Here is a 228-nt window from a genome sequence, read left to right as displayed (position 1 = left end):
GACCCTGCGCATTGTCTTTGCCGGGATGATTGCGCTCAGTATTTCGAGCTTCTATAACACCAGCTACGGCGTGTTTTTTGTGGTCTACCCGATCATGCTGCTGTCGCTGGTGCCGGTGTTTAACCGCCACGTGGCGAAGCAGTTTATCTTCAGCGCATCGCTCAACTGCGTCGAAATGGTGATCATAATCGGCTTTCTGTCGCAATGGCCGGTCATTATGACGCTGGT

At 52.6% G+C, this 228-nt stretch carries 1 protein-coding gene; it reads left to right on the top strand.

Annotated elements, in window-relative coordinates:
* On the top strand, positions 1–228 hold a 228-nt coding region (locus I4Q58_RS15535), incomplete at both ends, for a DUF2955 domain-containing protein (protein ID WP_203296827.1).

The sequence above is a fragment of the Luteirhabdus pelagi genome (assembly GCF_016827595.1).
GTDB classification, from domain to species: Bacteria; Bacteroidota; Bacteroidia; order Flavobacteriales; family Flavobacteriaceae; genus Luteirhabdus; species Luteirhabdus pelagi.
Note: the sequence above shows the minus strand (reverse complement) of the source record. Positions and strands in the feature narration are given on the sequence as shown.